The sequence below is a fragment of the Streptomyces sp. P6-2-1 genome, from assembly GCF_050613165.1.
In the GTDB taxonomy this organism is placed as follows: domain Bacteria; phylum Actinomycetota; class Actinomycetes; order Streptomycetales; family Streptomycetaceae; genus Streptomyces.
Window position 1 is genome coordinate 54,037 of record NZ_CP192513.1, and the last position, 25,720, is coordinate 79,756.

The following is a 25,720-nucleotide window of genomic DNA, read 5'->3' on the forward strand; positions in this document are numbered from 1 at the left end:
ACAAGAGCGAGCACGAGAGCAAGAAGGAGAACACCATGAGCAGCAACCCGTTCGACGACGAGTCCGCCGAGTTCCTCGTCCTGGTGAACGACGAGAACCAGCACTCGCTGTGGCCCGCGTTCGCCGAGGTACCGGCGGGGTGGACCATCGCGTTCGGCAAGGACTCCCGGCAGGCGTGCGTCGACTTCGTGGAGGAGAACTGGGTCGACATGCGTCCGCGCTCGCTGGTGGTGGCGATGGAGAGCGACTGACCGTTCGTACCGAAATCGTCAGTATGATCCGGGGGCACAAGCTCGCGGAGGCCCGGAACGGGGGCCGGCCGTGTGGTACGAGGGAGATCCGGGTCCGTCCGCTGCCGGACGGGCGCGGCGCGGTCGCGCGCCGGTACCGGCGCCGGCCGCCCCACGCGGGCCCGGCACCGGAGACGGCGGGCGGGCGCCGGCGAACTACGGACGTCGAGGTGGCGGGACATGACAGAGGCCGGGCAGGTGGGTCAGGCGCGCGGCGCGGGCCGGGGCACGGGCGGATCGGCCGGGGGCCGGGGCAAGCGGCGCATCCCGCTGCTGCTGGCGGCGGCGGTGATCGCCTACGCGATCGACCTGGGCAGCAAACTGCTCGTCGTCGCGCGGCTGGAACACCGTGCTCCCGTCAAGCTGATCGGCTCCTGGCTGGAGCTGGACGTGATCCGGAACTCGGGTGCGGCCTTCAGCATGGGCACGGCGATGACCCTCGTGTTCACGGTGATCGCGGTGGCCGTCGTCGTCGTGATCATCAGGCTGGCGCGGAAGCTGTACAGCGCGCCGTGGGCGGTGGCGCTGGGCTTGTTGCTGGGCGGTGCGCTCGGCAATCTCACCGACCGGCTGCTCCGTTCGCCGGGCGGTCTGAGGGGTGCGGTGGTCGACTTCATCTCGGTGCGCGGGTTCAGCGTGATGAACCTCGCGGACTGGGCGATCGTCTGCGGCGGGGTGCTGGTCGTGGCGCTGTCCTTCTCGGGGCGGGAACTGAACGGAACGAAGGGACGGGGGGCGGGGTCGTCGGCGCCCGCCTCGCCGTCGGAGGCGGCGGAATCGTCGGCGGCGTCCTCGGCGGCGCCTTCCGAGGACACGGCGTCGGAGGGCGGCGGGAGCTGACCGGGCGGGCCTCGGGCGCGCTCTCGGCGGCCGGGCGGGGTGACCGCCGGGCGATCGCGCCTCTCGTACCCGTCGTACCCGTGAACGGTCCGGACCCTCGTGGTCCGGACCGTTCCGTGCGTTGTGGGGCCGCTTCGGCGCCCTCGGGACACTGGAGGAAAGAGACACTGTGTACGACATGATCGTGGTGGGGGCGCGCTGCGCGGGAGCGCCCGTGGCGATGCTGGCAGGCCGGGCCGGGTACCGGGTGCTGCTGCTGGAGAAGGCGCGCTTCCCGCAGGACAAACTCTCCTCGCACTACCTCCACCAGCCCGCGGTGGCGCTGCTGGACCGCTGGGGCCTGCTGGAGACGGTCCGGGCGAGCGGCTGCCCGCCCATCGAGCGGGTCAGCTACGAGGCTCCGGGCGTCCGGCTGGACGGCACGTTCCTGCCCGCCGACGGGCACACGGTGACGTACGCGCCCCGGCGCCACGTCCTGGACCCGATCCTGGCGGATGGGGCGGTCGCGGCGGGTGCGGAGTTCCGTCAGGGCTGCACCGTGACGGAACTGCTGCGCGAGGGCGGGCGGGTGACGGGCGTACGGTTCCGCGCGGACGACGGTACCGAACACACCGCGCGGGCCCGGCTGGTGGTCGGTGCGGACGGGATGCGGTCGGCGGTGGCCCGGTTCGCCGCGGCGCCGACGACGGTGGAGAACCCACCGATGACGTGCACGTACTACACGTACTGGGAGGGGCTGCCCGCGCACTTCGAGCTGTACGAGCGGCCGGGCCGCTGGGTCGGGGTCGTCCCGACCAACGAGGGGCGCACGCTGGTGATGGCGTACTTCCCGCAGGCAGAGTTCGGGCGGGTGCGCACGGACGCGCGGGCCGCGTACCTGGAGGCGGTGCGCACCACGGCGCCCGCGCTGCACGCGCGGATGGCGGACGCCGTTCAGGCCGAGCGGCTGTACGGCACAGGGGAGCAACTGAACTTCTTCCGGCGGGCGTACGGACCGGGTTGGGCGCTGGTCGGGGACGCGGCGCACCACAAGGACTCGATCGCGGCGCGGGGTATCACGGACGCGTTCCTCCAGGCGCAGGCGCTCGCCGACCACGTCGGCACCGGCCTGCGCGACCAGGCGGCCCTGGACCGGGCGGGCACCCGGTACGCCGACGGGCTAGAGGAACGCTTCACCGAGTTCTACCGGGGCACCCTGAACGTCGCCGAGTTGCGTCTGCCGGACGAGCGCACCTCCTTCCTCCGTGCCATCGCCCCGAACCCGACGCTGGTCGCCCGCTACTTCGGCACGATCTCGGGGGTGTGCGGGATGGAGGAGTTCTACAACGAGGAGTTGCTGGAGGTGCTCGGGGGTGTCTGAGGGGGCCGGGAGCGCCCCCGGGACCGTTGTCACCGCCCGCGCGGGCGGGCTGGGTGCGGGGTTCGGCCGGGTGTGGGCGTCGGTGACGGTGTCCAGCCTGGGTGACGGGATGCGGTTCGCTGCGCTGCCGCTGCTGGCGGCGGAGCTGACCTCGGACCCGCGCCGGGTCGCGGCGGTGGCGTTGGCGGAGCAGTTGCCGTGGCTGCTGATGAGCCTGCCCGCGGGGGCGCTGGCGGACCGGCTGGACCGGCGTCGGCTCATGTGGACGGTGGACGCGGCCCGGACGCTCCTGGTGGCGATGCTGGCGGTGGCGGTCGCCGCGCACGCGGTGACGGTCCCGCTGTTGCTGGTCGCGGGCTTTCTGCTGGGCTGCGGCCAGACCGTGTACAACGGCGCGTGGTCGGGGATCGTCCCGATGCTGGTGGCGCGACAGGACCTGGTGCGGGCCAACGCGCGGTTGCAGTCAGGTTTCGTGATCACGGAAACCCTGATGGGGGCACCGGCGGGTGCGGTGCTGTTCGGGATGGGCGCGGCGCTGCCGTTCGCGGTGGACGCGGTGTCCTTCGCGGTGGCGGCGGCCTTGGTGGTGACGGTGCGGGGCGAGTTCCGTACGGGGGCCGGGCCGGGGGCGCGGACGTGGCGAGGGCTGCGCCGGGACATGGCTGAGGGGCTGCGCGGGCTGTGGGGCGACGTGCGGCTGCGCCGGCTGTGCGTGGCGTCGGGGCTGATGAGCCTGGTGAGCGGCGGTCTGATCGCCGTGATGGTGCTGTACGCGCGGCGGACGCTGGGCCTGGGCGAGACGGGTTTCGCGCTGCTGGTGGTGGCGTTCGCGCTGGGCGGCGTAGCGGGCGCCGCGTCAGCCCCGCGGCTGACGGCCCGCCTCGGCGTACCGCGCACCCTGGTCCTGACGGCGGCGGCCACGGCCTTGGCGGCGGTGTGCGCGGGAGCGGCGAGGTCGGGCTGGGTCGCGGGGCTGTGCGTGCTCGGGTACGGCGCGGCGAATCTGGCCTGGACCGTGGCGGCGGTGTCCCGACGCCAGTCCCTGGTGCCGTCGGGGCTGATGGGCCGCGTGACGATGGCCTATCAAATGATCACCGGCACCGGCACAGCCGTCGGCACGGCGGCCTCCGGCGTCCTGGCCCACAGCCTGGGCCTTCGAGCCCCCTTCTTCCTGGGCGCTGCGGTGCTGGCGGCGACGGCGGCGTTGTCGTGCCGACGGGAGGGGTAGGCACGGGGCTCCTGGGGTGCTGGTCAGGGGGGCGGTCCGTCAGGCCGTCGTCGGTCTTCCCGTCGGCACAGACCCTGAGCGCGCTGCCGCGGGTGCGGTGCGGCTCCGGGCCGTGGAGGAGGACCGGACTGCCCGGGACCGCTGGGCCGGCAGCGGCGCTGTCAGCAGCACGTCCCCCTGGCCGCCGACGCACCCGGCGGGCGGTACCGGCAATGGCTGGCCGAGCGGGAGGTGGGTCTTGAGAGCGGAGAGGTAGACGCCGTTGATGTCGAGCGCTGTCACCTCGTGGCGGCCCTGGGGCAGGTGGGGGCGGGTCCACTTCGGGCGGGCTTCCCAGATCTGGTCCGGGCCGCGCGCGGACTGCTTGCGCAGGATCTCCGGCATCGCGGGGTGCGCGACGACGTCGTAGCGGCCGCCCAGGCGGGTGCGGTCCAGGAGTTCCATCGCGTCCGGGATCGCGTGCTTGACGAGGGCGTCCTTGGCGGCCTCGATGTCGCCCTCGTGTTCGGCGAGCGCGGCGGCGACCTTCGCGGCGATGAAGCCGGGCTCGTCGTCGGTTCTCGCGCGGCGGCCGGCCGCCTCGACCCGTACCGCCCGCCGGGCAGCGCCCGTCCCGGCGCCGTCGCGGGTGGCCGGGCGCCGACCTGAGGCGGACCGGGCCGGGGCGGGCGCGGGGTGCCGGGGCTCGGGCGTCGCGGGGGCGTCGGGTACGGGCAGGGGGTGGCACTCGGCGGGGTCGAGGTGCTGTGCGAAACCCGCGACCCGGTGCCGGGCGGGCTCGCCGCACAGCACGCACGGTTCGGCGACCGCGAGAACATCTTCGTCGTCTTCCGCGTCGGCTGCTGGCGCGGGAGCCCTCGGGGTGGAGGCTGCCGCCTGCTCGGGGGCGGGCTCGGGGGTGAGTTTCGTGCGGGCGCCGTCGAGGAAGTACGCGTACTTCTCGCGGGTCTCACCGGAAGGTTCCCTGCCGCCCTCCCACCCGGCGACCGCGGAGGTGCTCACACCGAGCGCGCCAGCGAGCTGGGCGCGCGAGAGCGCGAGGCCCTCGCGCAGCCGGCGCCGCTCGGCCGGGGGCGGGAGCGGCTGCTCCCGGCGGACAGAGGCGAGGAGGTCGTCGATCGCGTCGAACCCGCCGCTCACCGGGCCACGCTCCGCTCAGGCAGCGCCTCGGTGGCACGACCGGGGCCCGCCAGGAGGTCCAGGGCGTCGATACCCCAGTGCGCGGCCAGCTTCTCGCACTGCTCCAGCGACCATGCCGCGGTTCCCGACTGACGTCGGCTCACCTGCCCCTGCGAAATTCCCAGGACTCCCGCGAGGTCGCGCTGCGACTGACCCGTCAGGTACATGAGCGTCGCGACGGAGGCCCGGAGACGGGCACTGAGGGACGTGACCATGACGCCACCATAGCAGTCGAGGCCATCATTGATGTTCTGACACCATCATGTATCTGTTTACTGCCGGTCGTTCTTGGCACGAAGTCCTTTTACCGCGACGGTCCGCGCAGCGTGCGCACCGTGACGGCCTCGTGTGCGAGGAAGGTACTCGGCGCCTCTCCCCGGCAGGTCAGCCGGTGGGGGGCGGTGCGGTGCGCACGCACATCGACCTCGCTGAGCGCCGGCTGCGGCGGCGCGCCCGCCACGCGCACGCGCCAGCCGCCGTCCGTGGGCTCCGTCCCGACGACCGCGTACGCGTGCCGGGCCGCGGGGCCGTGGCGCGCGAGGAGGGCGGCGACGGCGACCTGGGCGGGAGGCGGCAGGTCTGTGTAGCCGCGCAGGTGCGCGGCGCCCACCCGCCCCGCGAGGTGCTCCGTGAGCGTCCTGAGGGCCGAGGGCGCGTCGAGGTTGCCGTAGTACACCCCGTCGGGGAGGACGGCGACGTTGGCGGCGAAGCGGTCCCCGCCCACGTGGGTGCATTCCCAGACGAGATCCGGGTGGCGCGCGCCGAGGGCCGCGGCCACCGGGCGTCCTCGTACCGCGCAGCACGCGTCGTGCGTCCCGTGCGCGCACACCAGCACGACGGGTGGGTGCCCCGCCGTTCCCGGGCCGCGCAGCGCGTCCACGACGCCGCCGAGGTCCGCTTCGGCCTCCCATGTGCCCCAGGTCTGGCGGTGCTGCCCGCGCGCGTCGTGGTGCAGCACCGCCCAGCGGCGCGGCCCCGCGGCGCGGCGGCGGCCGGGGCGCCGCACGAGCAGCAGGCGGGCGCGGCGCGACCGCGCCGCCGCGAACACCCGGGCGGCGAGGGCGGGTTCGAGGCCGAGGCCTTCGAAGCCGTTCGGCGGCCAGCCTCCCGGGTGCTCGATCAGCACCCACACGCGCCCGTGCGGGGCCGTCCCGGCGAGCCCGTCGCCTCGCGCCCGCGCGGCCTCGGCGCAGAAGAACCTCGTCGGGTCCCCGGCCATCAGGGCTCGACGGGGACAAGGACGCCCGCGCGCAGCAGACGGCGCACGAGAGCCGTCCCGAGGTCCCGCGCGGAGTGCGGCCCGCCGTCGAGCAGCCGCCGGACTGCGGGCAGATCGGCGGGAGCGAGGTCCAGCCAGCCCACGCGACTCCACAGCCGATCGCCGCTCAGGCGCGGCTCCAGCGCGGCGCGCAGTCGTACCCGGGTGGCGTCGGTGAGCGCGTCGAGTGCCGCGAGCTGGGCGAGCGGTCCCAACGGCGCGGGACGGCCCTGGCCCCGGCGGGTGCGTGCGAAGAGCGGGGCGGGATCGGCCGCGGTGAGCGCGGTGACGAGACGCGCGCGGACCTCGTCCAGTTCCGCGCCGGGTCCGTCCACGCCGAGGGGGAGGGATGCGCGCATGGCGGGGTCCTCGCGCAACGCGGTGAGGGCGGTCTCGGCGAGCTGGGCGGCCAGCGCGTGTCGCGTCCAGGGGTGGACTCCGAGGGTCAGGTGCACGGAGACGGTCCCCTGTGCCACGGCGGAGTGCAGCCAGCCGCGCGGCAGATAGAGCACATCGCCTGGTTCCAGGACGGTGTCCAGGACCGGTGCGCCGGAGGCGGCATCGGCGACAGCGGCCCGGTGCCCGGTCCACGGCTGCTCGCGCGTGGGCGCGGTGACGACGGGTTCGTGGATCAGCCACCGCTTGGTGCCCGTGATCTGGAGAACGAAGACGTCGTGCACGTCGTAGTGGGCGTCGAAGCCCCGGTTCTGGGGCGGGGTGACGTACGCGTTGGCCTGCACCGGGTGGCCCAGTTCGGCGGCCAGCCGCGAGGTGAACGCGCCGACCGGCTCCCAGGTGCGGTGCAGCGCCTGGAGCACGAGCGTGGCGCCGTCCGCGAAGGCGCGCCACAGCGCGGTGTCGTCGAGCTGGTCGGCGACTGTGGCGCCGACGCCGCCCGGGGCGGTGAAGGACCGCTCGGGGAGCGTGGCTCCGTCCTTGGCGACACGCAGGAACGGGGTGCGCAGCCCGCGCCGGGAGACCAGTTCGTCCACGGCGGCCGACGAGAAGACGTCCGAGAAGTCGCTCGCCCCCCGGGTGAGCGAGGGCATCAGCCCCCACACCTCGCGCGCGAACTCCTCGCGGCCGAGGCCGGTCAGGCGCGACTCCAGGACGCCGGCGTCCGCACGGACACCGGCGTCCCGGACCACACCGTTCCCTTCAGGGCTCAAGAGCCGTCGGCCGCGCCGTCGGCGCCGCCGTCGTGGACGCCGGGCTTACCCGCCGCACCACCGTCCGCAGGACCCTCCGCCGCCCCATCGGCGCCACCGTCATGGACGCCAGGCGTACCCGCCGCACCACCGTCCGCAGGACCCTCCGCCGCCCCGTCCGCACCACCGTCATGGACGCCAGGCGTACCCGCCGCACCACCATCGGCCGGGCCCTCCGCCGCCCCGTCCGCACCACCGTCATGGACGCCAGGCGTACCCGCCGCACCACCGTCCGCAGGACCCTCCTGCTCGTACTCGGGCTTGCTCATGATGCCTCCTGAAGGTCGCGCGGACCGCGCGGACGCGGACGTTCTCCGGGCAGGTAGATCCCCTGCGGGCTTCCAACCTGACCCACCGGCCGCCGACCGGCAACCGGAGGCGGGGACGGGCGGCCCCCAGAGGGCGGCGGGTCGGCGGCGTCCTCTCGTGCCGGGCGCGCGTGCGCCGGGCTGCGAGGGTTTCCGGTCCCTCCGCTGTCCGGACGCGGCCGTACCTTCGGTCGTGCGTCTGTCAGCGGGCGGCGACGCGGGCCGGGGCGGATTCGGTGACAGGAGGGGGAGGAGCTGGGCGGGGCGGAGGTCCCGGGTGCACGGGTCGCGCATGCCGTGGGCATGCAGGCAGGCCGACTGCGGGCTGCCGGGGCAGGGCTGGGGCGGAGTCAGGGACCCGTGTGTCAGGGTGCCGTCGGTGCGCGGATAGCCACCGCCGACGTGTCACGTGTTCGGCGGCAGCGGGGGCCGGGGTGCTGCGCGTGGCCACCGCCGTCGAGGAGCGCACGGCGCCCCGGGCAGCGGGTGTTGCCGCAGGGCATGCGCCCGGAGATCTACTGGCTCTCGGGGAGATGCCCGGCGAGCAGGCACCTGACCGCCGGTCTCCTGACGAAGTTCAGCGGCGGAGGTGACCCCGCCAGGTGGGGCGTCGGTACGCCGTGCCCGGCGCCTGGCACCGTTTCCGTCGCGAGCCGGGCCCACTCGCCCCCCTGCCTGGCCGTGGACGCCTCTGCCGGGACCCCGTACCGCCTGGCGCTCTAGCAGGAGTTGCGGGACCTGCTCGCGCGCGACTACCGGCAGGCGACCGCGGTGGACGGGGCGCGTCTCTACCCGTGGGACACCTGCTGACCGGCCCGGGGCAGAGCGGTGGGGGCGGGGCGGAACGTCCGCCCCGCCCCCACGAGGGACGCGAGACCGCGGGCGCGGTCGCGCTGGTCGCGGTGCCGCGCCCCGGTCGTGCTCACTCCTCCGTGCTCACTCCTCGACGAAGGCCAGGAGTTCGGGGTTGAGGACGTCGGCGTGGGTGGTCAGCATGCCGTGGGGGTAGTCCTCGTAGGTCTTCAGCCGGCCGTTCTTCAGGAGCTTCACGGAGAGGGGCGCCGCGTCGTCGTAGGGGACGACGTGGTCGCCGGTGCCGTGCGCGACCAGGACGGGCACGTCGATCTGCTTGAGGTCCTCGGTGAAGTCGGTTTCGGAGAACGCCTTGATGCACTCGTAGTGGGCGTTGGCGGCCCCCATCATCCCTTGCCGCCACCAGTTGTCGATCACGGCCTGCGACTTCTCGACGCCGGGCTGGTCGAAGTTGTAGAACGGCCCCGAGGCGACGTCGACGTAGAACTTCGAGCGGCTGGCGGCGAGGGCGGCGCGGAAGCCGTCGAAGACCTCCAGCGGCAGTCCGCCGGGGTTGGAGTCCGTCCGCAGCATGAGCGGCGGCACCGCGGAGATCAGTGCCGCCTTGGCGACCCGGCCGGGCTTCGCCCGCGCCACGTAGCGGGTCACCTCGCCGCCGCCCGTGGAGTGGCCTATGTGGATGGCGTCGTGCAGGTCGAGCGCGTCGGTGAGAGCCGCGACGTCCGCGGCGTAGGTGTCCATGTCGTGGCCGCCCGCGCTCTGGCTGGAGCGTCCGTGGCCTCGGCGGTCGTGGGCGATGACGCGGTAGCCCTGGGCGAGGAAGAACAGCATCTGAGTGTCCCAGTCGTCCGCGCTCAACGGCCAGCCGTGGTGGAAGACGATCGGCTTGGCGTCGCGGGGCCCCCAGTCCTTGTAGAAGATGCGCGTGCCGTCCGTGGTGGTGATCTCGCTCATGGCAATACCTCCGTTTTACGGCGTTTTCATCCAGCAGCTCATTATCTCGCCGCCACTCCCACGTGCGAGTCGGGACAGAACGACGTGGGGAGCCGTGGGGCGGCGGGGGCGGATTCGGTCGCGGGGGATTCGGTCGCGGGGGGGCGGTGCCCGCGTCGCTTCGCGGTTCGCGCCGTTCGGCCCCGTGGCCGCGCCTGGGGCGGGTCCGACGGGGCCGGGTGCGGGAGGGGGCTCAGGCGGTGAAGTAGTGAGCCGCCATGTCGGCGAGGAGGCCGGGACCGGTGGGGTTCCAGCCGAGGAGGGTCTTGGTGCGGGTGGCGGAGGACGGGGCGTCCAGGGCCGTGCTGCCGGCGAGCCAGCCGAAGTGGGCGGGGGCGTCGGCCGGGGCGACGGAGGTGACGGGGAGGTCCAGGTGCTCGCCGATCACGGTGGCGATGTCCCGCTGCGGGATGCCTTCCTCCGCCGCCGCGTGCAGGACGGCTCCGGCCGGGGCGTTCTCCAGGGCGAGGCGGAAGAGGTGGGCGGCGTCGACGCGGTGGACGGCGGGCCAGCGCTGGGTGCCGTCGCCGGGGTAGCCGGCGAAGCCCTTGTCGCGGGCGAAGCCGATGAGGGCGGGGACGAAGCCGAGGTCGCCTTCGCCGTGGACGGTGGGTGCCAGGCGGACGACCGAGGAGCGCACGCCCTTGTCCGCGAGGGCGACGGTGGCGCGGGCGGTGGCGGCGCGCTGGGAGCCGGGACTGTCCTCGTCGGCGGGCCAGGTGGTCTCGGTGGCCACCTGACCGGGGGCGAGGCCGAGGAGGCCCGAGGCGATCGTGAAGGGCTTGTCCGTACCGGCCAGGGCCTCGCCGAAGGCGTCCACGGCGGCGCGGTCGGAGTGGGCGGCGCCCGCGAAATCACCGGTGAAGGCGATGTCGTGGCGGAAGGCGAGGTGGGCGACGGCGTCGCTGGCGCGGGCCGTCTCCTGGAGGAGGCCGAGGTCGGCGAGGGAGCCGTGGACGGGTTCGGCGCCCGCTTTCTCCAGGGCGGCGGCGGATGCCTGCGAGCGGGCGAGGCCGAGGACGTGGTGTCCGGCGGCGAGCAGTTCGGGGACGAGGGCGGAACCGATCCAGCCGGAGGCTCCGGTGACGAAGACGCGCATGGCGGTACTCCTCAACGTGATCACACTTGATGTCAGTGACTGTCATTGCCAAGGCTAGCACTCTGACGGCAGTCACTGACATAGCGACGCGGGGAACGCTTAGAATCGGGCACATGGCGAGATGGGAGCCCCACACGAAGGAACGGCTGGCGCGCGCGGCCCTGGAGCTGTACAGCGAGTACGGGTACGAGCGGACCACGGTCGCGCAGATCGCCGCCCGCGCCGGGCTCACCGAGCGCACGTACTTCCGGCACTTCCGCGACAAGCGGGAAGTCCTCTTCGACGGTGCGCACAGTCTGGAGAAGACGCTGAGCGAGGCGGTGGCGGCGGCGCCGGGAGGCGCCTCGCCCCGTGCCGCGCTGGCGGCCGGGCTCGACGCGATCGGCCTCGCCTTCCAGGGGGCGCGCGAGCAGGCCCGTACCCGCCAGGCGGTGATCGGCGCGCAGCAGGAACTCCAGGAACGGGAGCTGATCAAGCTCGCGTCTTTGACCCGCGTGCTCGCGGAGGCCCTGCGTCTGCGGGGGGTGGAGGAGACGCGCGCGAGCCTGCTCGCCGAGGCGGGCTGCGGCGTCTTCAAGACCGCCTTCGTCCGGTGGGTCGGGGACGAGCGGCCACGGGGCGGGGCGTCCGCGGGCGAGGTCGCGCTCGCGGCTCTGCTCCGCGAGGGGCTCGACACGCTCGGGGACGCACTCGCCCGCGATTGACGTGGCGTCAGGGGCAGGTCCTGACCTCGATCCCGGGCGCGAAGGCGTTCACCGCGGCGAGGAGGCGTTCCGGGTCGAGGCGCCACAGCACGATGGGGTGGCTCGTCACGACGACCTCGTGGGCGACGTGCGGTGCCAGGGCCTGGCTCTTCTCCGGTGTCAGGTGCGCGTTCGGGCCCGGCAGGGACGGGGCGCCGGGGTGGCGGCTGACGCCTATGTGGTCGACCGGGGAGTAACCGGCCGTGGGCAGGCGCCACAGGACCACGCCCGTGAGGTCCTGCCACGGGACGAACGCCGTGTGAGCCGTGTGCCGTACGGGGACGCCGCCCAGGAGGACTCCGGCGGCGTCCACGCGGAGGGCGGGCAGTCGCCTCCAGCCCGCGCCGGTCAGGAGCTGGAGAGGGGTACGGCGGTGGAACACCTCGTACGGGGAAGGGGGTTGTGTGGTCATGGGCAGAGGCTACCGAGCGGCCGCACGCCCTGGCCTTCAGCTGTTCAGGAAGCTCAGGAGGCGTTCGGCGGGGAGGCCGTGGCGGACGTCGCCGCGGGGGCCCGTCGTGGTCGTGGCCGCGAGCAGGGAGTTGAGGACCGCTTCCTCGACCGCGTCGAGTGCCGCCGTGAAGAGGGGGTCGAGTTCCGCGTCGGGAACGAGGGGCGCGGTGGTGCGCGCCGTGGTGAAGGCGAGTCCGTAGTCGCCGGAGCCGTGGCTGTAGGAGGCGCCCGTGCGCGCCAGGGCGAAGACGGCGCGGCGGGCCAGGCGGGTCAGGCGGCGGGCGTCGAGCGGGGCGTCCGTGGCGAGGACCACGACGCAGGAGCCGGTGTCGGGGAGCGGCGGCGGGAGCGGCAGTCCCAGGTCCGCGGGGGTGACGGTGCGGGAGCCGATGCGCAGGGTGCCGCCGAAATTGGCCAGGACGAGGGCGCCGAGGGTGGCTTCGCGGCCCGCGAGCGGCAGGACGCGTGAGCTGGTGCCCGTGCCCGCCTTGAAGCCGAGGGCGCTCATGCCCGTGCCCGCGCCGACGCAGCCTTCCGCCACGGGTCCCGCGCTCGCCGAGGCGAGGGCGGCGCGGACGTGTTCCTCGCGGACGGGGCGGCTGCGGATGTCGGAGAGGAGACCGTCGTTGCATTCTCCGACGACCGGGTTGAGGCTGCGGACGTCCTCGGCTCCCGGCTGTTCGAGTACCCAGCCGACCAGGGCATCGGCCACGCGGAACGCGGAGAGCGTGGACGTGAGCAGGAGCGGGGTCTCCAGCTCGCCGAGTTCGCGGAGCTGCGTCGTACCGATGAACTTTCCGTAGCCGTTGCCCGCGAAGAATCCGGCGGGCAAGGGGGCACGCGGGCCGATGCCCGCGGGGAGGATCGCGGTGACGCCGCTGTGCACGCGGGGCGGGTCGGTCACGGTGGTGTGGCCGACGCGGACGCCGGGGACGTCGGTGAGCGCGTTGTGGCGTCCCGGGGAGAGGGTGCCCGCGCCGAGGCCGAGGTCACGTGCCCGGGGTGGGGTGGTGGCGGTCATGCGCGGAGGCTACCGCCCGCCGGGGAATCGTTTCACCGGCGGGCGGTCGGGGCTCAGCCCGGGGAGGAGAGGGGGGTCACCAGATCGACTCGACCCACTCGGGGTGGTCGATGAACGGGTTGCGGTTGTGCTGGTAGCTGTCGTGGATGACGTCGTTGCGGTGCTTCTCGAAGGCGCTGGGCGGGTCCTGCGCGCTCCACTCCTTGAGGACGGAGATCCGGCCGATCGCGGGCGCCGAGCCGTTGCCCGCCTTGTCGTTGGGTTCGAGGTCGGGGAAGCCGTCGCCGCCGTCGTAACGGACGGCCATGTAGAGGATCATGCGGGCGACGTCGCCCTTGACGGCGTCGCGGGGTTCGAAGCTGTCGCTGTCGGTGTAGTTGCCCGGGGCGCCGCTGACCGCGCTGCCGCCGTCGTCGAAGTCCTTGTTGCCGCGGGCGCCGTTGACGGCGACGTCCTCGGGACGCAGGTGGTGCAGGTCGGTGCCGGGGCCTGTGGCGGTGCCGAAGCCGCCGTGGCTCTTGGCCCAGACGTGTTCGCGGTTCCAGTCGCCCTGGGCGCCGCCCTGGCGGGACTTGGCTATGGACGCGCCGGTGTACAGCTCGATGACGTTGTCCGGGTTGGCGGGGTCCTCGTCGGTCTTCTTCAGGGCGTCCCACACCTGGCTGTAGGTGACGGTGTCCTGGTCGCTGATGAGGGTGTGCAGGGCGGTTTTGAGTGCGGGGCCCGTCTTGCCCTCGACGCTCGCGTAGTAGTCGGCCGCCGCTGTGGGGCGGGGGGCGTCGGCAGCCGCGGGCAGGCTCTGCGCGGTGAGGAGGAGTCCTGCCGCCGCCGCGAGGGCGAGCGCTGTTCTGCGGACGGGGTGGTGGGGGGTGGTCATGCGGGGCCCTCTCGCTGGGCGCCGCCTCGTGGGCGGCGTGGCGCTCCGTCAGGTCCCGGGGAATGTCCCACGTGAGGGGCGGGCGGCGGGTGGCTCTCACACAATCCTTACCTGTTGTTCTCCCGTGACGACCGCACGTGACCCCTCACGCGTTGCTCGATATTGCTCATTGTGGGCATGTTTCGAGCATCTCTTGTCATGACGTGCGCGGCGAGGGCAGGATGGCGCCCGTCGGCCGCCGAGTCGCGGAGCGTGGGACGTGGGACCTGGGGGGCGTGGGCGTGGAGCGTGCGGACCGTACGGGCTCAGACCGTGCGAATGTCGATGCCGCGTTCGCGCAGGGCCGCGAGGGCCTCGGGGTCGGCGCCGGTGTCGGTGACGAGGATGTCGACGGCGTCGGCGGGGCAGATGCGGGCGAAGGCGCGGGCGCCGAGCTTGCTGGAGTCGGCGGCGACCACGACGCGGCGCGCGCGGGCGCACAGCAGGCGGTTGACGCCCGCTTCGGCCTCGTCCGCCGTCGCGGCGCCCTCGACGGCGTCGAAGGCGCCGACGCCGAGGACGGCGGTGTCGAGGGTGATCTGCCCGAGGACGCCGTCGGCGAGGGGGCCGGTGAGTTCGTACGAGTGCGGGCGGGCCACTCCCCCGGTCAGGACCGTCTTGAACCGTGGGCGGGCCGTGAGCGCGTACGCGATGTTCAGGGCGTTGGTGACGACCGTGAGGCCCTGCTCCTCGCCGTCCGCCGGATCGGGGCGGGCGGCGAGGGCTTCGGCGACGGCCGTCGTGGTGGTCCCGCCGGTGAGGCCGAGTGCCTCGCCGGGGCGGACGAGGGCGGCGACGGCGTGCGCGATGCGCTGCTTCTCCTCGGCGTGGCGGGCGCTCTTGTGGCGCAGGGGGAGGTCGTAGCCGACGCCGTGCGGGAGGGCGCCGCCACGGGTGCGGACGAGCATGCGCCGCTCGGCGAGGGTGTCGAAGTCGCGGCGGATGGTCGCGGGCGAGACGCCGAGGCGGTGCGCGGCGTCGTCGACGTCGAGTCCGCCCTCGGCGGCGAGGAGTTCGAGCAGGGCCTTCCATCGGGTGTCGCGCGACATCGGGTGTTCTCCACGTCCGCCGGGCCGCGTGGCCGGGCGGTGATCAGGGCGGGGTGCGGGCGGTGGCGCGCTCCCCGCGTCGTACGGGTCGGGAAAGCAAGGGGATCACATCATGAGTCATGTACGGGACGAGCTGGCCTCGCAGCCGGAGTGCTGGGAGCGCGCCGCGGCGCTGGGCGCGGCCGGTGGGCTCGGGCTGCCTGATGCGGGGGCGCGGGTCGCCGTGGTCGGGTGCGGGACCTCGTTGTTCATGGCGCAGGCGTACGCGGCGCTGCGGGAGGGCGCGGGGCAGGGGGAGACGGACGCGTTCGCGGCCTCGGAGTTCCCGGCCTCGCGCCCGTACGACCTGGTGGTCGCGCTGACGCGTTCGGGGACGACGACGGAGGTGCTCGACGTGCTCGCCGCGTTGCGGGGGCGTACGCCGACGGTCGCGGTGACGGCCGATCCCGCGACGCCTGTGCGGGAGCTTGCCGACCGGCTCGTGGTCCTCGACTGGGCCGACGAGAAGTCGGTGGTGCAGACGCGGTTCGCGACGAGCGCGCTGACGCTGCTGCGGGCGCACCTGGGGCGGCATCCCGCGGAGGTGGTGGCACGGGCGCGCGAGGCGCTCGTGGCCCCGTTGCCCGCGGGGCTCCTGGAATGCGGGCAGTTCACGTTCCTGGGGCGGGGGTGGTCGGTGGGGCTCGCGCGGGAGGCGGCGCTGAAGATGCGGGAGGCGGCTCTCGCATGGACGGAGGCGTATCCGGCGATGGAGTACCGGCACGGGCCGATCAGTGTCAGTACGCGGGGTACGGCGACGTGGATGTTCGGCGAGGCGCCCGGGGGGCTCGCCGAGCAGGTCGCAGCGACGGGGGCGCTGTGGGTCGCCGAGCCGGGTGACGAGCTGGTCTCGCTGGTGCGGGCGCAGCGGCTGGCCGTGGAGCTGGCGGAGCGGCAGGGGCTCTCTCCTGACGAGCCGCGGCACCTGACGCGCTCCGTCGTGCTGCGGGAGGTGTGAGCGGTGGCCCTGGTGCCGACGGGGGAGCTGGTCGCCGAGGCGGTCGGGGGCGGGCGGGGGCTGCCCGCGTTCAACGTGATCACGCTGGAGCACGTGGAGGCGGTCGTCGCGGGGGCCGAGCGGGCCGGGGCCGCCGTCGTGGTCCAGGTGAGCGAGAACGTGGTGCGGTACCGGCTGGGGCGGCTCGGGCCGCTCGCGGCCGCCGCGCGCTCGGCGGCCCGGGCGGCGGAGGTGCCCGTGGCGCTGCACCTGGACCATGTGACGGACGGGGAGCTGCTGCGGGGGGCGGCCGATGCGGGGTTCGGGTCCGTCATGTACGACGGGGCGAAGCTCCCGTACGAGGCGAATCTCGCGGCGACGCGCGAGGCGGTGGCATGGGCGCACGCGCATGGTGTGTGGGCGGAGGCGGAGCTGGGCGAGGTGGGCGGCAAGGACGGTGCTCCACCGCTCGGGCCGCACGCGCCGGGGGCGCGGACCGATCCCGGTGAGGCGGCGGCGTTCGTGGCGGCCTCGGGCGTGGACGGGCTCGCGGTCGCGATCGGGAGCAGCCACGCGATGACCGCGCGGACGGCGTCCCTGGACCACGCGCTGCTCGGGCGGTTGCGGGACGCGGCCGGGGTCCCGCTCGTGCTGCACGGGTCCTCGGGGGTGCCGGACGAGGAGGTGCGGGCCGCGGTGCGGGGCGGGATCACGAAGGTGAACGTGGGCACGGCGCTGAACGTGGCGCTGACGGCGGCGGTGCGCGAGCGGCTCGGTGCTGAGCCGCACCTCGTGGACGCGCGCGGGTATCTGCGCGCGGGGCGCGAGGCGATGGCGGCCGTGGTGGAGCGGCTGGCGCGGGTCGTGACGGGGGCCGGGGAAGGGGTGGCGGCGAGGGGGAAGTAGGAGGTGGGGGCCGGTACGCGGGGGCCTGGTCGCCGCGTACCGGCCCCGGCGTCGCCTCGCGCCGTCCGCCGCGGGTGGCGCCCCGGAGGCGGCGGCCTGTGTCCCAGGGGCTGGACGCGTGCTGGTGCGGGCGCGGACCGTGCGGTACAACTTCCCCGTGACTCACGAATCGTCGGTGCGCCGCCCGGTCCTCGAACCGCGCCCTCGCACGGCCTCGTGTTGTTGTCGCTGATCTTTCCCGCCCCGGCTGTCGCCTGACGTCCCGCAGGACGTCCCCGCGCGGCGCCCGGGTCTTCGCGCGCACGCTCCGTACGCCGCCGTCCGTCGCGGCGCCGGTGCGCGCGGCACGGCGTGCTCCTCTCCCCCACGGCCCGCTCCCCCAGGGCTCTTCCCTCGGGGCTCTTCCCTCGGGGCGCGGAGTCCGGCGGCACCCCGGGCGTCGCCGTGCGCGGGTGAGGAACGGCCTGGAACAGGTCGCCGGGGTGCCGGGGAGACGGACCGCCCGCGAACGCAAGGAGGAAGCACGATGACCGTCATCAGTGACCGCGTGAGCACCGCGCCGGGGGTTCCGGGCGCGGGATTGCGCCTGACTCCGCTCGGGCCGCGTTTCGGTGCCGAGGTGCACGGCATCGATCTCGGCCGTCTGGACGACGGGCAGGTCGCCGCGGTGCGGGCGGCGCTGGTCGCGTACAAGGTGCTCTTCGTACGGGGCCAGGACATCGACGACGCGGCGCAGATCGCCTTCGGGCGGCGCCTCGGCGAGGTGACGGCGGGTCATCCGGTGCGCGACTCGGGTGGCGTGCCGGACGAGGTGTACGCGCTGGACAGCCAGGACAACGGGTTCGCCGACGTGTGGCACACCGACGTGACGTTCGTGGCGCGGCCGCCCGCGATCTCCGTGCTCCGCGCGGTCGTGCTGCCGCCGACGGGGGGCGACACGTCGTGGGCGGACAGTCAGGCGGCCTACGAGTCGCTGACGCCGGGGCTGCGCGCGCTCATCGACCCGCTCACCGCCGTGCACGACGGGAGCAGGGAGTTCGGCTACTACCTGGCGCAGCGGCGGGGGCGGGGCAATGTGTGGGAGGGCGAGGTGTTCCAGGATCTCTCGCCCGTGGAGCACCCGGTGGTGCGGGTGCACCCGGAGTCGGGGCGCAGGGGGCTGTTCGTCAATCCGGGATTCACCTCGCACATCGCGGGGGTCTCGGAGTACGAGAGCCGCGGCATCCTCGACATCCTGTACGCGCATCTCACGAAGCCGGAGCACACGATCAGGCACCGCTGGCAGCCCGGCGACGTGGCGCTGTGGGACAACCGTGCCACGTCCCACTACGCCAATCGCGACTACGGGGAGCAGCACCGTGTCATGCACCGGATCACGTTGCGCGGTGACGTGCCGGTGGGGCCGGTGGGCCGCTGAGCGCGGTGGCGGACGGTGCGGGGGCCTGCCGTGCCGTGTCGGCGGCGTCCGGGGGGTCTGGTGGCGGCCGCTCGGGTCGGCCGGTCGCCCGGAAGGCGACGACGGCGATGTCGTCCTTGCCGGCGCGTACGTGGGCGACGACGTCCCGGACGAGGGCTTCCAGGGGCAGGCCGTCGCGGTGGAGTGTCTCGACGCGCCGGCGCAGGTGCGCGATGCGGTCGGTGATGCTCGTCTCCGGGATCTCCACGAGCCCGTCCGTGTAGAGGAGCAGCGTGTCGCCCTGCGCGAGGAAGAGGTCCGTGCTGGTCCGGGCGGGTCCGGAGGGCACGCACAGGGGCGGGTCGGGCTCCGTGCCGACGCAGTCGACGGGCCCCGCGGCCCGCAGCAGCAGGGGTGGCGGGTGGCCCGCGTTGGCGAGCCTGACGTGCCAGCCGCGCCCGGGAGCCGGGCACAGGAGCGCGTGGACGGTGGTGACGAGTGAGGCGGTGCCGAGGCCCTGGACCATGCCGTCGAGGCGGTCCAGGGTGCGGGCGGGGTCGGCGTGCGGTCCCGCGTCCCAGGCGAGGCCGCGGAGCATGCTGTTGACGCTGCCCATCGCGGTCGCGGCGTCGAGGTCGTGCCCGGCGACGTCGCCGATGGAGAGAGCCACGGCGCCCTTGGGCAGCGGGGTCGCGTCGTACCAGTCGCCGCCGACCTCGGCCGCCGCGTTGGCGGGTACGTAGCGGGCCTGGATCTCGGCGCCCGCGAGGTCGGGGACGGCGGTGAGGAAGGAGCGTTGCAGGACGAGGGCGGTGTCGCGGGCGCGTTGCAGTTCCAGGGTGCGGCGCAGGGGGCGGCTGAGGCCTTGCAGGACGTCCTGGAGCAGGCGCAGTTCGGGTGCGCCTGGCGGCGGGTTGCCCCGGCAGTTGGCGACGCTCGCGACGGCGACGACGCGGCCGTCCACGAGGACGGGGAGCAGTGCGAGGCTCGTCGCCTCCGCCTCGCGCAGCCATGCCAGCGAGATGGGCGAGATCTTGTCTTCCGGAGGTGCGCCGGCCGGGAAGGTGAGCAGGCGCGGCTCGCGGTCGCGCAGGACGTCCTCGGCCATGCGCCCGAGGGCGAATCCGTCGCCGAGCGGGGGAAGCGGGGGCAGGCCGGGGGCGAAGGCGACGCGCTCGGCGGGGGCGGCGGAGCGTGCGGCGAGCGCGGATCGTGTGGTGGCCCCTTGGACCTCGAAGACGGCGATCGAGTCGGCGAGGTCGGGCACGATGACGGCGGCGGTCGTCCTGAACGCCTCGGACAGGTCGCGTGCCGTGGACACCTCGGCCATGCGGGCGAGGAGCCGTTCGCGTGTACTGGTGAACCACTCGCCCTCGGCGTCGGCGACGGTACCGACCCATTCGAGCTGTCGGTCCACCCGCTCGACGGGCACGGCGGTGATCCGCAGGTGCCGGTAGGCGCGGGGGTCGTCGCCGACGCGGACGCGGACGACGCAGGTGAGGTGGGTGCCGGCGGCGGTGGCCTCGCGCCAGTCGCGCGTGAAGCGCTCGCGGTCCTTCGGGTGGACCGCGTCGAGCCATTCCTCGTCGTTCCCTGGCAGCGGCAGGCCGGGCCGCGCGGGGTCCTCGGTCCCGGAGAGTCGCGTGACGCGGCCGTCGGGGCCGCGCGTCCAGACGACTTGCGGGACGGCGGAGAGCAGTGCCTGGTAGCGCAGGAGGAGCGCGTCGTCGTCGAGGGGGTGCCCGGTGCCGTCCGCCTCGGTGTCGGGGAGCGCGGCGGTGTCCGGGGGCGCTTCGGTGTCCGGGAGTGGTTCGGCGAGCAGGAGCAGCGGCGCGGGGCCGTGCGGGCGGCGCAGGGGGAGGCACAGGAGGACGAGGGGGCCGTGCGGGTGCCCGGTGTCGCGTGTCCCTGCGGGCAGACGGACCCGCTCCATGCGGCCCGTGCGTCGGGCGCGGTGCAGCGCCGTGCGCAGGGGGCCCGGCGGGACGGGGTCGCCGGGCGGCGCGATGCGGGGCCCGACGCGCTCGGTGAAGGCGTCGTTCGTGTCCGTGAGGGTGTACGTGTCGCCCTCGGCCAGCGCGATGCCGGTCAGGACGTGCCGCAGCCCCGGAAGGCCCCCGGTTCCCTCACCGCGCGCCTCCGGCTCTTCGCTCACCCCCACAGAATCCCTCGCTCCCCCGGCCGCTGCAATCGGGGAGCGGCGAGGGGGCGGCCCTGTGGGGCGCGCGGCGGCGCGCCCCACGGGTGTCAACGGTGCCGGCCGGCCCCGCTCACGGGGTCCACGGGTTCTCCACCGCCCACGTGGTGTCCTGCGTGAAGCGGTCCGGGGTGTCGTAGGCGTGGGTGCCGCCCGGCGTCGCGAGCCATACCTCGGAGTCGTAGTGGCGCAGGTACTGGCCGGGGAAGCCCGAGGCCATGAGGCGGACGCCGCCCTCGCCGGGGACGGCGCACCACGTGGCGTCGGCCTTGAAGAGCGCGGAGCCGTCGCCCGCTTCGCGGCGGACGCGGAAGTCGCGGTGGCGCAGGTATTCGCCGGGGTAGTTGCGGGACTCGAAGGAGTAGCAGGCGGGGTCCGAGAGGCCGGGGACGATCTTCCAGGTGGCGTCCGCCTTCAGGAGTGCCGGGCTGTCGGCGGTGACGGGTTCGGTGCGGGCGAGGCCGTCGTAGTGGCGCAGGTAGCGGTCGGTGAATCCCGGCGTCGTGACGCGCAGGGACTGGTAGCCGCCGGTGGGGAGGGTGGCGCGGGGCGGGGTGGCGCGGGAGGCGTCGATGAGGGCCTGGTTGGCGGCGCGGACGCGGTCCTGGTCGACCTTGAGGACCTGGCGGTCGTAGGTGAGCAGGCCGTTGGCCTCGTTCTCGACGTCGGTGATCTCGGTGTAGACGGAGGCCGAGAGCCCCGCGGGCATCTGCTGGAGGCGCAGCGCGTCGATGAGGCCGGTGAAGCGGTTGGTCAGGTGGGTCGCGTCGGGCTGGTCCTCGTAGCTGAAGCCCCCGCCCGGGTACCACTCGTGGCCCTGGACGCGCAGTCCGAGGCCGCCGAACTCGCCGAGGACGGCGGCGCGGCTCTGGCTCGGTCTCGTGACGCCGGGGCCGACGTAGACGTGATGGTCGACGACGTCCCCGTTGCCGCCGTCCACGGCTCCGCAGCAGTTGACGCCGCTCATGTTGTCCACGAGGCGGCTCGGGTCGTACGCCTTGACCTCGTCGGCGATGCGGGCCTGGTCGTACTGGCCCCAGCCCTCGTTCTCGTCGACCCACATGATGAGCGAGGGTGCGCTGCGGTGCTCGTCGATGATCTCGTGGTACTCGGCCTCCCACTGGGTGCGGGCGGCGCTGTCGGGGGTGCGCAGGTCCATCGCCGGCATGTCCTGCCATACGAGGAGGCCGAGTCTGTCGGCCCAGTAGAACCAGCGCTGGGGTTCGACCTTGATGTGTTTGCGGACCATGTTGAAGCCGAGGTCCTTGTGCTTCTGGAGGTCGTACTTGAGGGCGTCGTCGGTGGGGGCGGTGGAGATGCCGTCGGGCCAGTAACCCTGGTCGAGTGTGCCGGTCTGGAAGACGAACTCCCCGTTGAGCACGGGGCGCTGGACGCCGTCGACGCGGGCGAGGGCGATGCTCCGCATGCCGGTGTAGCTGCCGGTCGTGTCGGTGACGGCGGTGCCGTCGAGGAGTTCGGCGCGGACGTCGTAGAGGAAGGGGTCCTCGGGGGTCCACAGGTGGGGTGCGGGTACGGGGACGCTCAGCGCGGTGCCCGCGGTCCCTGTCGCGGTGCCGACGGTGCGGCCGTCGGTGGAGACGGTGACGCGGACCTGGCGGCCTTCGGCCCCCTCGGTGCGGACGGTCGTCCTGAGGGTGTCGGTGCCGAGGTCGGGGGTCATGTCGAGGCGCGTGATGTGGGCGGGGGCGACGGGTTCGAGCCAGACGGTCTGCCAGATGCCGGATGCGGAGGTGTAGAAGATGCCGCCGCCCTCGTGCGGCGCGACCTCGCCCGCGCGCTGCTTTCCGATCGCCTGCCCGCCGGACTGGGTGGGGTCGACGACGGAGACGACGATCGTGTTGCTGCCGCCCCTGTCGATGAGCGTGGTGATGTCGTACGAGAAGGCGTCGTAGCCGCCGCTGTGCGCGGCTCCGGCCTGCTGTCCGTTGACCCGCACGGTGGTGCGCCAGTCGCTCGCGCCGAAGTTGAGGACGACGTTCCTGCCGTCCCAGGCGGCCGGGACGGTGAAGGTGCGGCGGTACCAGAGCTTGTCGTCGGCGGTGACCTCGCGCTGGATGCCGGAGAGCGCGGACTCGGCGACGAAGGGCACCCGGATCTGCTCGTTCCACTGTGCGGGCTCTCCCGCGTTCGCGGAGGTCACGGCGAAGTCCCAGATGCCGTTGAGGTTGGCCCAGTCGGGGCGGGTGAGCTGGGGGCGGGGGTATTCGGGGAGCGGTGTGCCGGTGGGGACCTGGTCGGTCCAGGGGGTGGTGAGGGGTGCGGGTTTGGGGGCCCAGGCGTGCGTGGCCGCTTGGGCGGGTGCGGCGGTGGTGAGGGCGCCCGCGCACAGGGCGAGGACGGCGAGGAGAGCGGCGACCAGGGTGCGGGGGGAGGGTCTGGGGGTGCGGAGCGGGCGTGCGGGGGTCCGGGTGGGGGGCATGGTGCGGCTCCTTCGTGTCCACCGGCCTGTATTTCTCAACGGGCCTTGAAACAAAGCGACTTGGCTTCCCTTTTGCTTTTTACATCGTTGGAAGAACGCTGTAAACCGGTAGGGCGCAGGGAGCGAGCGGCGATACTGGTCGGCGCACCCGTCATTGAGCGGGTGTCCACGACGGGAAGGGCGGGCAATGGCGGCAGTGTTGCGGGACGAGGACGTCGTCGAGGTCGCGGCCGGGGTGCATCTCGTGCACGGCAGCGACACGAACTGGGTCGTCGTCAAGGACGGGGAAGCGGCGACGCTCATCGACTCGGGGTATCCCGGGGACCGGGACGCCGTGCTCGCCTCGCTCGCGCGGCTGGGTGTCGCTCCGGAGGCCGTACGGGCCGTCCTGATCACGCACGCGCACGGCGACCACATCGGCGCGGCCGAGCACCTGCGCACCGCCTACGGGACCGACATCCTCATGCACGAGGAGGAAGTGCCGCACGCGCGCAGGGAGTTCCTGCACCAGGTGACCGTCGGGAAGATCCTCGCGCGGGCCTGGCGGCCCGGGGTGCTGCCCTGGGCGGTGGGCGCGGTGCGCTCGGGAGGGCTGGGCGCCGTGCCGGTCGCCGGGCCGCGGGCCTTCCCCGTCGCGGGAGCGCTCGACCTGCCCGGGCGGCCCGTGCCCGTGCACACCCCGGGGCACACGCGCGGGCACTGCGCGTACCACCTCCCCGAGCACGGCGTGCTCGTGAGCGGCGACGCGCTCGTGACGGGGCACCCCACCTCGCGCCTGGCGGGCCCGCAGCTGCTGCCCTCGATGTTCCACGCCGACCGGGCCCGTACCCTCGCCTCGCTCGCGGCGCTCGAAGCCGTGCACGCCGAGACCCTGCTCGCGGGGCACGGGCCCGTCCACCAGGGGGACGTGCGCGAGGCCGTCGCACGGGCGAGGGAGCGGTCCGGGGCGTGAGGGATCAGGTGTGCGGGGGCGTCACGGGGCGCGCGGGGCTGCGGTCTTCGGCGCCCCAGTCGGCGCGGCCGCCGGGCCCGAGCACCCCGGCCTCGCGCGCGAGGTCGGCGGGGGTGAGGCGCGCGAGGGCGCGGCGCGACACGTACGAGACGGCGTAGGGGAAGACGGGCCGCAGGGGCTGGAGGAGGCGCAGCCACGGTGGCGCGTAGACGGTGGGGGCGCGGCGGGCGATGCCGCGTGTGAGCCAGGCGGCGACCTGCTCGGGCGGGTGGACACGGCCCGCGAAGGCCGGCTGGTGGGCGCGCAGCGCGCGCAGGACCGGGTTCTCGTCGATGTCCTCGATCATGCCGGTGCCGGTCCAGTGCAGGTAGGCGATGCCGACCGTGACGCCCGCGGGGGCGAGTTCGTTGCGCAGCGCCTGGGCGAAGGACTCGACGCCCGCCTTCGACGCGCAGTAGGCGCTCATCATGGGCGCGGAGCCGAAGGAGGCGGTCGAGGCGACCTGGAGGAAGTGGCCGCGCGTGGCGAGCAGCTGCGGGAGGAAGACGCGGGCCGTGGCGGCACTGCCGGTGAGGTTGACGTCGATGACACGGTCCCACAGCGCGGCGTCGGTGCGCGCGAAGGGGCCCGCCGCGGCGATGCCCGCGTTGGCGACGACGACGGAGGCGGGTCCGAGGCGTTCGCGTACGCAGTCCGCGGCGCCGCGCAACGCGGGCTCGTCGGTCACGTCGACCTCCAACGAGCAGGTCGGCACGGGCAGTTCGCGGGCGACGTCCTCCAGCGTGGCGAGTTCTCTGCCGAGGAGGGCCACGGCGAGGCCGCGCGCGGCGAGGGCACGGGCGAGGGCGGCGCCGACTCCGCGCGCGGCGCCCGTGACGACGGCGACGCGGCGGGGTGCGGGCGCGTCGGACGGCGCGCTGCCGGGAGCCGCGTCCGGGGTTCCGCGCCGCATGGGGCCTCCAGGAGTGGGCCGTACCTTCGCAAGCCAGCCGATCACACGGGGCGGGCGGGCGCGAGCCGGCGGGGCCCGGACGGGGCCGTTCGCTCGCGGGCGAGGTGACGAGGAAGGCGGGCGCGCGCACGGGAGCCGCCTGGCGCTCCGTGAACGCCTCGCCTCGGGAGCCGCTGGACGGGGCGGAGAGCGCGCGGACGGGCAAGCGGGCGACGCACGAGCCGCGCTCCCCGCGGAAGAGGCGCCGCATCCGGCCACGCCTTCCGTCCGCGCGGGCGCCAGCGGGGCACCGTGGCGTCATGAGTGAGTGCGAGGGCGCGGACGCGTACCGGACGACGGCGGAGTTCTACGACATCCTCCAGGCCGAGCGGGACAGCCGGCTCGTCGCGGAGCTGTACGGGGCGCGGGTCGCCGACGCGCGCGGCCCGGTGGTGGACGTGGGGGCGGGGAGCGGGACCGTGAGTTTCATGGCGCTCGCGTGTTCCGGCGCGCCGGTGCACGCCGTGGAGCCGTCGGCGGTGATGCGCTCGCTGCTCCTGACGCGTCTCGCGTGGTCGCGGGCGGACCTGCGGGCGCGCGTGACGGTGCACGCGGGGACGCTTCCGGATGCCGAACTCCCCGATGGGAGCGCTGCGTTGGTGGTGTGCCACAACGTGGTGCCGACGCTGGACGAGGCCGCGCGCCGTGCGCTGTGGGACGCGGCGGCGCGTGTCCTTGAGCCGGCTGGGCTGCTGCTGATGGACCGGCCGCGCGCCGAGGCGCCGCGCGCGCCGGAGGTCGCGGTGTTCGCTCCGGTGCGGGTGGGCGCAGACACCTACGAGGGTGAGGTGCGCGAGACGGCGTGCGAGGAGGGGGCCGAGCTGGCGTTCACGTACACCGTGCGGCGCGGGCAACGCCTGGTGCGGCGGCGCGGCGAGCGGTTCCTGACCCGGATGCTGCCGCTGGAGGTGCTGGCGGCGGAACTGGGCGGGTGCGGGCTGCGGTGGGAGGAGACCGGGGAACGGGTGCTCGCGGCGCGGCGGGAGTGATCCGGTTCAGGACGGCATGCCGTGGCGGCCTGGCGGTCTCAAGGTCCCCGCGGCCCCGGGTCCTCACGGCCTCGTGACTTCGCAGCCTGGTGACCTCGTGACTTCGCGCCTTCGT

Annotated in this window: 23 protein-coding genes and 1 pseudogene; 11 read left to right on the top strand and 13 right to left on the bottom strand. The window is 74.3% G+C overall.

The genetic code is table 11. The features are described from left to right. The first annotated feature begins 35 nt into the window (after window positions 1-35). From ACQYWQ_RS00155 to ACQYWQ_RS00170, 4 genes are all read left to right on the top strand, one after another. Window positions 36-251 carry an MbtH family protein gene (locus ACQYWQ_RS00155; protein ID WP_431031777.1) on the top strand — a complete coding sequence of 72 codons (216 nt, stop codon included), beginning with the start codon at window positions 36-38 and terminating at the stop codon, window positions 249-251. Between the two features lie 219 nt (window positions 252-470). Then, window positions 471-1,130 carry a signal peptidase II gene (gene lspA / locus ACQYWQ_RS00160; RefSeq protein WP_431031778.1) on the top strand — a complete coding sequence of 220 codons (660 nt, stop codon included), beginning with the start codon at window positions 471-473 and terminating at the stop codon, window positions 1,128-1,130. Window positions 1,131-1,308: 178 nt separating this feature from the next. Next, complete coding sequence (locus ACQYWQ_RS00165) at window positions 1,309-2,490, top strand: NAD(P)/FAD-dependent oxidoreductase (protein WP_431039017.1); 1,182 nt, start codon at window positions 1,309-1,311, stop codon at window positions 2,488-2,490. Between the two features lie 70 nt (window positions 2,491-2,560). After that, window positions 2,561-3,718, top strand: a complete 1,158-nt coding sequence (locus tag ACQYWQ_RS00170; protein WP_431039018.1) for an MFS transporter — start codon at window positions 2,561-2,563, stop codon at window positions 3,716-3,718. A gap of 216 nt (window positions 3,719-3,934) precedes the next feature. On the opposite strand, the pseudogene ACQYWQ_RS00175 reads toward ACQYWQ_RS00170, so the two are convergent. The 4 genes and pseudogenes from ACQYWQ_RS00175 to ACQYWQ_RS00190 form a co-directional block, all read right to left on the bottom strand. Further along, window positions 3,935-4,858 (bottom strand): annotated as a pseudogene (locus ACQYWQ_RS00175) (helix-turn-helix domain-containing protein); the annotation flags it as partial. After that, window positions 4,855-5,112: a helix-turn-helix domain-containing protein gene (locus ACQYWQ_RS00180; RefSeq protein ID WP_431031779.1), complete on the bottom strand. Its 258-nt coding sequence runs from the start codon at window positions 5,110-5,112 to the stop codon at window positions 4,855-4,857. The gene ACQYWQ_RS00180 and the pseudogene ACQYWQ_RS00175, both read right to left, overlap by 4 nt. Before the next feature lie 89 nt (window positions 5,113-5,201). Then, the gene (locus tag ACQYWQ_RS00185) at window positions 5,202-6,116 is read right to left on the bottom strand and encodes a sucrase ferredoxin (RefSeq protein ID WP_431031780.1); all 915 of its coding nucleotides are present in this window, start codon (window positions 6,114-6,116) and stop codon (window positions 5,202-5,204) included. Continuing rightward, complete coding sequence (locus ACQYWQ_RS00190) at window positions 6,116-7,303, bottom strand: cupin domain-containing protein (RefSeq protein ID WP_431031781.1); 1,188 nt, start codon at window positions 7,301-7,303, stop codon at window positions 6,116-6,118. Before ACQYWQ_RS00190 ends, ACQYWQ_RS00185 begins: the two co-directional genes overlap by 1 nt. 53 nt (window positions 7,304-7,356) lie before the next feature. Between ACQYWQ_RS00190 and ACQYWQ_RS00195 the strand changes: the two genes are divergently transcribed. Continuing rightward, a complete protein-coding gene (locus ACQYWQ_RS00195; RefSeq protein ID WP_431031782.1) occupies window positions 7,357-7,644 on the top strand; it encodes a hypothetical protein in 288 nt (95 codons plus the stop codon). Window positions 7,645-8,607: 963 nt separating this feature from the next. On the opposite strand, the gene ACQYWQ_RS00200 is transcribed toward ACQYWQ_RS00195, so the two are convergent. Beyond that, window positions 8,608-9,438, bottom strand: a complete 831-nt coding sequence (locus ACQYWQ_RS00200) for an alpha/beta fold hydrolase (protein ID WP_431031783.1) — start codon at window positions 9,436-9,438, stop codon at window positions 8,608-8,610. A gap of 232 nt (window positions 9,439-9,670) precedes the next feature. Beyond that, window positions 9,671-10,576, bottom strand: coding sequence for an SDR family oxidoreductase (locus ACQYWQ_RS00205; RefSeq protein WP_431031784.1), 906 nt, complete (start codon window positions 10,574-10,576; stop codon window positions 9,671-9,673). A 113-nt stretch (window positions 10,577-10,689) separates the two neighbouring features. Here ACQYWQ_RS00205 and ACQYWQ_RS00210 point away from each other — a divergent pair, with 113 nt between their 5' ends. After that, window positions 10,690-11,280: a TetR/AcrR family transcriptional regulator gene (locus ACQYWQ_RS00210; protein WP_431031785.1), complete on the top strand. Its 591-nt coding sequence runs from the start codon at window positions 10,690-10,692 to the stop codon at window positions 11,278-11,280. Between the two features lie 7 nt (window positions 11,281-11,287). Here ACQYWQ_RS00210 and ACQYWQ_RS00215 read toward each other — a convergent pair whose 3' ends face one another. The 4 genes from ACQYWQ_RS00215 to ACQYWQ_RS00230 form a co-directional block, all read right to left on the bottom strand. Then, window positions 11,288-11,731, bottom strand: coding sequence for a hypothetical protein (locus ACQYWQ_RS00215; RefSeq protein WP_431031786.1), 444 nt, complete (start codon window positions 11,729-11,731; stop codon window positions 11,288-11,290). Window positions 11,732-11,767: 36 nt separating this feature from the next. Further along, window positions 11,768-12,793, bottom strand: coding sequence for a P1 family peptidase (locus ACQYWQ_RS00220; RefSeq protein ID WP_431031787.1), 1,026 nt, complete (start codon window positions 12,791-12,793; stop codon window positions 11,768-11,770). Window positions 12,794-12,869: 76 nt separating this feature from the next. Beyond that, window positions 12,870-13,670 (bottom strand): endonuclease I family protein, encoded by an 801-nt coding sequence (locus ACQYWQ_RS00225; protein WP_431031788.1) that lies wholly within the window; start codon window positions 13,668-13,670, stop codon window positions 12,870-12,872. A 305-nt stretch (window positions 13,671-13,975) separates the two neighbouring features. Further along, the gene (locus ACQYWQ_RS00230) at window positions 13,976-14,758 is read right to left on the bottom strand and encodes a DeoR/GlpR family DNA-binding transcription regulator (protein ID WP_431031789.1); all 783 of its coding nucleotides are present in this window, start codon (window positions 14,756-14,758) and stop codon (window positions 13,976-13,978) included. A gap of 112 nt (window positions 14,759-14,870) precedes the next feature. Between ACQYWQ_RS00230 and ACQYWQ_RS00235 the strand changes: the two genes are divergently transcribed. From ACQYWQ_RS00235 to ACQYWQ_RS00245, 3 genes are all read left to right on the top strand, one after another. Then, window positions 14,871-15,755, top strand: coding sequence for an SIS domain-containing protein (locus ACQYWQ_RS00235; RefSeq protein ID WP_431031790.1), 885 nt, complete (start codon window positions 14,871-14,873; stop codon window positions 15,753-15,755). Between the two features lie 3 nt (window positions 15,756-15,758). Next, a complete protein-coding gene (locus ACQYWQ_RS00240; protein ID WP_431031791.1) occupies window positions 15,759-16,640 on the top strand; it encodes a class II fructose-bisphosphate aldolase in 882 nt (293 codons plus the stop codon). A 526-nt stretch (window positions 16,641-17,166) separates the two neighbouring features. After that, window positions 17,167-18,057 carry a TauD/TfdA dioxygenase family protein gene (locus ACQYWQ_RS00245; protein WP_431031792.1) on the top strand — a complete coding sequence of 297 codons (891 nt, stop codon included), beginning with the start codon at window positions 17,167-17,169 and terminating at the stop codon, window positions 18,055-18,057. Here ACQYWQ_RS00245 and ACQYWQ_RS00250 read toward each other — a convergent pair. Together ACQYWQ_RS00250 and ACQYWQ_RS00255 are read right to left on the bottom strand one after the other, a co-directional pair. Further along, complete coding sequence (locus ACQYWQ_RS00250) at window positions 18,014-20,191, bottom strand: SpoIIE family protein phosphatase (RefSeq protein ID WP_431031793.1); 2,178 nt, start codon at window positions 20,189-20,191, stop codon at window positions 18,014-18,016. The genes ACQYWQ_RS00245 and ACQYWQ_RS00250 overlap by 44 nt on opposite strands. A gap of 115 nt (window positions 20,192-20,306) precedes the next feature. Next, window positions 20,307-22,673, bottom strand: a complete 2,367-nt coding sequence (locus tag ACQYWQ_RS00255) for an AbfB domain-containing protein (protein ID WP_431031794.1) — start codon at window positions 22,671-22,673, stop codon at window positions 20,307-20,309. Between the two features lie 187 nt (window positions 22,674-22,860). Between ACQYWQ_RS00255 and ACQYWQ_RS00260 the strand changes: the two genes are divergently transcribed. Then, window positions 22,861-23,625 (top strand): MBL fold metallo-hydrolase, encoded by a 765-nt coding sequence (locus ACQYWQ_RS00260; RefSeq protein WP_431031795.1) that lies wholly within the window; start codon window positions 22,861-22,863, stop codon window positions 23,623-23,625. A gap of 4 nt (window positions 23,626-23,629) precedes the next feature. On the opposite strand, the gene ACQYWQ_RS00265 is transcribed toward ACQYWQ_RS00260, so the two are convergent. Next, window positions 23,630-24,577 carry an SDR family oxidoreductase gene (locus ACQYWQ_RS00265; RefSeq protein ID WP_431031796.1) on the bottom strand — a complete coding sequence of 316 codons (948 nt, stop codon included), beginning with the start codon at window positions 24,575-24,577 and terminating at the stop codon, window positions 23,630-23,632. Between the two features lie 299 nt (window positions 24,578-24,876). On the opposite strand from ACQYWQ_RS00265, the gene ACQYWQ_RS00270 reads away from it, so the two are divergent. Continuing rightward, entirely contained in the window at window positions 24,877-25,605 is a 729-nt protein-coding gene (locus ACQYWQ_RS00270; protein WP_431031797.1) for a methyltransferase domain-containing protein, read from the top strand. Window positions 25,606-25,720 lie beyond the last annotated feature (115 nt).

Coding starts and splice junctions, on each gene's coding strand:
- ACQYWQ_RS00155 (WP_431031777.1), top strand. CDS start 36: ATGAGCAGCAACCCGTTCGACGACGAGTCCGCCGAGTTCCTCGTCCTG.
- lspA (WP_431031778.1), top strand. CDS start 471: ATGACAGAGGCCGGGCAGGTGGGTCAGGCGCGCGGCGCGGGCCGGGGC.
- ACQYWQ_RS00165 (WP_431039017.1), top strand. CDS start 1,309: ATGATCGTGGTGGGGGCGCGCTGCGCGGGAGCGCCCGTGGCGATGCTG.
- ACQYWQ_RS00180 (WP_431031779.1), bottom strand. CDS start 5,112: ATGGTCACGTCCCTCAGTGCCCGTCTCCGGGCCTCCGTCGCGACGCTC.
- ACQYWQ_RS00185 (WP_431031780.1), bottom strand. CDS start 6,116: ATGGCCGGGGACCCGACGAGGTTCTTCTGCGCCGAGGCCGCGCGGGCG.
- ACQYWQ_RS00200 (WP_431031783.1), bottom strand. CDS start 9,438: ATGAGCGAGATCACCACCACGGACGGCACGCGCATCTTCTACAAGGAC.
- ACQYWQ_RS00205 (WP_431031784.1), bottom strand. CDS start 10,576: ATGCGCGTCTTCGTCACCGGAGCCTCCGGCTGGATCGGTTCCGCCCTC.
- ACQYWQ_RS00210 (WP_431031785.1), top strand. CDS start 10,690: ATGGCGAGATGGGAGCCCCACACGAAGGAACGGCTGGCGCGCGCGGCC.
- ACQYWQ_RS00215 (WP_431031786.1), bottom strand. CDS start 11,731: ATGACCACACAACCCCCTTCCCCGTACGAGGTGTTCCACCGCCGTACC.
- ACQYWQ_RS00220 (WP_431031787.1), bottom strand. CDS start 12,793: ATGACCGCCACCACCCCACCCCGGGCACGTGACCTCGGCCTCGGCGCG.
- ACQYWQ_RS00225 (WP_431031788.1), bottom strand. CDS start 13,670: ATGACCACCCCCCACCACCCCGTCCGCAGAACAGCGCTCGCCCTCGCG.
- ACQYWQ_RS00230 (WP_431031789.1), bottom strand. CDS start 14,758: ATGTCGCGCGACACCCGATGGAAGGCCCTGCTCGAACTCCTCGCCGCC.
- ACQYWQ_RS00235 (WP_431031790.1), top strand. CDS start 14,871: ATGAGTCATGTACGGGACGAGCTGGCCTCGCAGCCGGAGTGCTGGGAG.
- ACQYWQ_RS00245 (WP_431031792.1), top strand. CDS start 17,167: ATGACCGTCATCAGTGACCGCGTGAGCACCGCGCCGGGGGTTCCGGGC.
- ACQYWQ_RS00255 (WP_431031794.1), bottom strand. CDS start 22,673: ATGCCCCCCACCCGGACCCCCGCACGCCCGCTCCGCACCCCCAGACCC.
- ACQYWQ_RS00260 (WP_431031795.1), top strand. CDS start 22,861: ATGGCGGCAGTGTTGCGGGACGAGGACGTCGTCGAGGTCGCGGCCGGG.
- ACQYWQ_RS00265 (WP_431031796.1), bottom strand. CDS start 24,577: ATGCGGCGCGGAACCCCGGACGCGGCTCCCGGCAGCGCGCCGTCCGAC.
- ACQYWQ_RS00270 (WP_431031797.1), top strand. CDS start 24,877: ATGAGTGAGTGCGAGGGCGCGGACGCGTACCGGACGACGGCGGAGTTC.